A 3869-nucleotide genomic window follows, 5' to 3' on the forward strand; every position below is an offset into this window, starting at 1 on the left:
GGTCGCGCCCGTGGCTATACCGGCGATCGTCATGCCTTCGATCAGCACGAAGGGATCGCCCTCCATGATCATGCGGTCGGCGAAAGTGCCGGAGTCGCCTTCATCGGCGTTGCAGACGATGTATTTGCGGTCGCCTGCTGTATCGAGCACCGTCTTCCATTTGATGCCGGTCGGGAAGCCGGCGCCGCCGCGTCCGCGCAGGCCCGATTCGGTCACCTCTGCGACGATGGCGGCAGGCGTCAGCGCCAGCGCGTTCATCAATCCATTCAACCCGCCATGTTTTTTGTAGGATTCGAGCGACAGCGGATCCGTGACGCCGCAGCGCGCGAAAGTCAGCCGCGTCTGCTTGGCCAGGAAGGGGATCTTGTCCGGCGCGCCCAGCCAGCGTTTATGATGGCCGCCGGTAAGGAAGCCGCTGTCGAACAGGCTTTTGACGTCGGACGGTTTGACCGGCCCGTAGGCGATGCGGCCGTTGGCTGTAGCGACTTCGACCATCGGTTCGAGGAAATAGGCGCCGCGCGAACCATTGCGCACGATCTTGGCCTCGATGCCGCGCTCGGCGAGTTCGCCGGCGATCGCCTTGGCGACCTTTTCGGCGCCAAGCGCCAGCGCACCGGAATCGCCGGGAATGTAGATACGCGGGATCATGAGCGCACCTCTGCAACGATCTCGTCGAGCTTCTCGTCATCGAGCCGTCCGATCACCTCGCTATCGAGCATGGCGGCGGGCGAACAGGCGCACAGGCCGAGACAGTAGACCGGCTCCAGCGTCACCGAACCGTCGCGGGTCGTTTCATGAAAGCCGATGCCCAGCAGTTGCTGCAGCTTGGCGGCGATGGCATCCGAACCCATGGACTGGCAGGATTCCGCCTGGCAGAGCTTCAACACATGCCGGCCTGCCGGATGGCTTCGGTAATCGTGATAGAAGCTGACGACGCCGTGCACCTCGGCCCTGGAAATGTTCAGCGCCTCGGCGATGACCGGCAGCGCATCCTTGGGCACATGGCCGAACTCTTCCTGGATGCCGTGGAGGATCGGCAGCAAAGGGCCTTCGAGCCCCTTCATCTCCTGGATGATCGCGGCCGTGCGCGACATAATCTCGGTACTTGCAGGCTGCATTGTCATGCAGCGCCCTCCCTATCGTAGCGACCCACGCATATCGGCCAAAAGCATCAAGCTGTTTTGGAACAACGACATGCGCGTGCCGCTTTATCGCTAAGTGCTTAAGAAATCAGAGAAAACCTCTGAAATCAATAAAGCGGTTTCGTTGTACGATAGAAATTTTCTATCGTTCCGTTTGACTAACCCTGTCTAGCGGAACGGTTGGCATGGAAATCGTCCGCCAGCGCCATTGCCTCGTCCAGCAGCGCCGAGACCAAAGGTGTGTGCGGTTCGCGCGGTGTCGCCACCAGGCCGACCGTGTGGCTGGCGTCAGGTTCGATGATTGGAATGGCGCGGATCGGTTCGGAAAAGCCGAATGTTTCCGCAAGGTTGAGCGGCATGATCGACGACCATTTGCCGGTGCGGATGTGCGAAAACAGCACGATCATCGAATTGGATTCCAGCGTCGGTCGCACCTGCACGCCGGCTTCGGCCAGATGCTGGTCGATGATGCGGCGGTTCTGCATGTCCGGCGTCAACAGGCACAGCGGCAGGTTTGAGAGCTCCGCCCATGTCACTTTGTCGCGGTCGGAATAAGGATTTCCCATCGCGGTGATCAGTTGGTAGCGCTCGTCATAGAGCGGCACGCTGGTCACCCGCCCCAGCGGCTCGTTGTCGAGATAGGTGATGCCGGCATCGATGTCGAAATTGCCGAGCAGCGACAGCACCTCGATTGAGGTCCGCGACAGCACCGAAAAGGTGACGCCGGGATGCTTTTCGCGAAATGGCGTCGTCAGCCGCGGCAGCATGGCGAGCGCCGTCGGGATGGCGGCGATGCGGATACGGCCCGAAAGTCCGTGGCGCGCCGCCCGCATTTCCTCGCGCATGGTCCTGGTGTCGCCGACGATGCGGCGTGCCCACACCAGCACCTGTTTTCCCTCCGGCGTCAGCCCCTGGAAGCGTGAGCCGCGCAGAACCAGCATGACGCCAAGCTGGCCTTCCAACTGCTTGATGCCGGCCGACAGCGTCGGCTGCGTGACGCCGCACACCTCCGCCGCCCGGCCGAAATGCTCCTCCCTGGCGAGCGCGATGAAGAATTCCAGCTTGTCGATCATGTGATCTTTCCGGTCGTTCGCTGCAAGGTCGGGGAAATTGTGCTCTACCGCAAGCGCCACGCACAATTGCCCTGCATCCACACCTTTAAGCCGGCTACCTGTTTCCCGCGGCTGAATGCGGCGCTATGTGGATGAAACTGGGAGATCGACCATGCTGGGCTGGTTCCGCAAGCTTTTGCCGCGCGAAGATCGCTTCTTCGACCTGTTCGAACGACATTCCCGCACCGTGGTCGGCGGCGCCGAGGCGCTGGAGCAGCTTCTCCAGGGCAGGGATATCGATCTCTGGTGCCAGAAAATCATCGATCTCGAAGATGAGGCCGACCACATCACCGCGGAAGTCCTGCTGGCGGTACGGCGCTCCTTCATCACGCCTTTCGATCGCGGCGACATCAAGGACCTGATCCAGTCGATGGATGACGCCATCGATATGATGCACAAGACGGTCAAGACGGTGAAGCTGTTCGAGCGCAAGGAGTTCGATCCGCTGATGCAGGAAATGGGTGGCGTCATCGTCGCCGCCGCCAAGCTGGTGGCCGAGGCGATCCCGCTGCTCAACAAGGTCGCAACGCATACTGTGCGCCTCAACGCCATCGCCGAAGAGGTGATGCGCGTCGAAAGCCGGGCCGACGACCTGCACGAGCAAGGGCTGAAGGATCTCTTCAGGAAGCACGGCAGCAGCGATCCGATGGCCTATATGATCGGCAGCGAGATTTATGGCCAACTGGAAAAGGTGGTCGACCGCTTCGAGGACGTCGCCAACGAGATCAGCGGCATCGTCATTGAGAATGTCTAGGTGATGGAAGCAACCATTGCCTTTCCCGTGCTGGCCGGCCTCGTCGCCGTCGCACTGTTCTTCGACTTTCTCAACGGCCTGCACGACGCCGCCAATTCCATCGCCACCATCGTTTCCACCCGCGTGCTGCGGCCGCAATATGCGGTGCTGTGGGCGGCATTCTTCAATTTCATCGCCTTCATGTTCTTCGGCCTCCACGTTGCCGAGACCGTAGGCAAAGGCATCGTCGACGTCAGCATCGTCACCCCGGCGGTGATCTTTGCAGCCCTGGTCGGCGCCATCGTCTGGAACATCGTCACCTGGATCGCCGGCATCCCTTCGAGCAGCTCGCATGCGCTGATCGGCGGCCTGGTCGGCGCCGGTGTGGCGAAGGCAGGCGTGGGCGCCATCGTTTGGACCGGGCTTGGCAAGACGGTCGCGGCAATCGTCTTGTCGCCAGCGACGGGCTTTATCCTGGCGCTCGTCCTGGTTCTCGTCGTCTCGTGGCTCTTCGTGCGCCAGACGCCGTTTGCGGTCGACAGCACCTTCCGCGTCATGCAGTTCTTTTCCGCCTCGCTCTATTCCCTCGGGCACGGCGGCAATGACGCCCAGAAGACCATGGGCATCATCGCCGTGCTGCTCTATTCGCAAGGCATGCTCGGCGCGACTTTCTACGTGCCGCTGTGGGTGGTCCTCACTTGCCAGTCGGCACTGGCGCTCGGCACCCTGTTCGGCGGCTGGCGCATCGTCCACACCATGGGCTCGAAGATCACCCGGCTGAACCCGATGCAGGGTTTTTGCGCCGAAACCGGTGGGGCGATCACGCTGTTTGCGGCGACCTGGCTCGCCGTTCCCGTATCGACCACCCACACCATCACCGGC

At 61.8% G+C, this 3869-nt stretch carries 4 protein-coding genes and 1 pseudogene; 2 read left to right on the plus strand and 3 right to left on the minus strand.

Features of this window, described 5'->3' with window-relative positions; translation table 11 throughout:
• The 3 genes and pseudogenes from EN994_RS21625 to EN994_RS21635 all read right to left on the minus strand — a co-directional run.
• Positions 1-648, minus strand: a pseudogene (locus EN994_RS21625) (formate dehydrogenase); the annotation flags it as partial.
• Entirely contained in the window at positions 645-1124 is a 480-nt protein-coding gene (locus tag EN994_RS21630) for a formate dehydrogenase subunit gamma (RefSeq protein ID WP_063169925.1), read from the minus strand. The pseudogene EN994_RS21625 and the gene EN994_RS21630, both read right to left, overlap by 4 nt.
• 176 nt (positions 1125-1300) lie before the next feature.
• Positions 1301-2215 (minus strand): LysR family transcriptional regulator, encoded by a 915-nt coding sequence (locus EN994_RS21635; RefSeq protein WP_063169926.1) that lies wholly within the window; start codon positions 2213-2215, stop codon positions 1301-1303.
• A 151-nt stretch (positions 2216-2366) separates the two neighbouring features.
• On the opposite strand from EN994_RS21635, the gene EN994_RS21640 reads away from it, so the two are divergent.
• A complete protein-coding gene (locus EN994_RS21640; RefSeq protein ID WP_013528009.1) occupies positions 2367-3008 on the plus strand; it encodes a DUF47 domain-containing protein in 642 nt (213 codons plus the stop codon).
• Between the two features lie 3 nt (positions 3009-3011).
• Positions 3012-3869 (plus strand): inorganic phosphate transporter (locus EN994_RS21645; protein WP_164746064.1); only part of this gene is annotated, 858 nt, incomplete at its 3' end.

The organism is Mesorhizobium sp. M7A.F.Ca.CA.002.09.1.1 (genome assembly GCF_003998555.1).
GTDB classification, from domain to species: Bacteria; Pseudomonadota; Alphaproteobacteria; order Rhizobiales; family Rhizobiaceae; genus Mesorhizobium; species Mesorhizobium ciceri.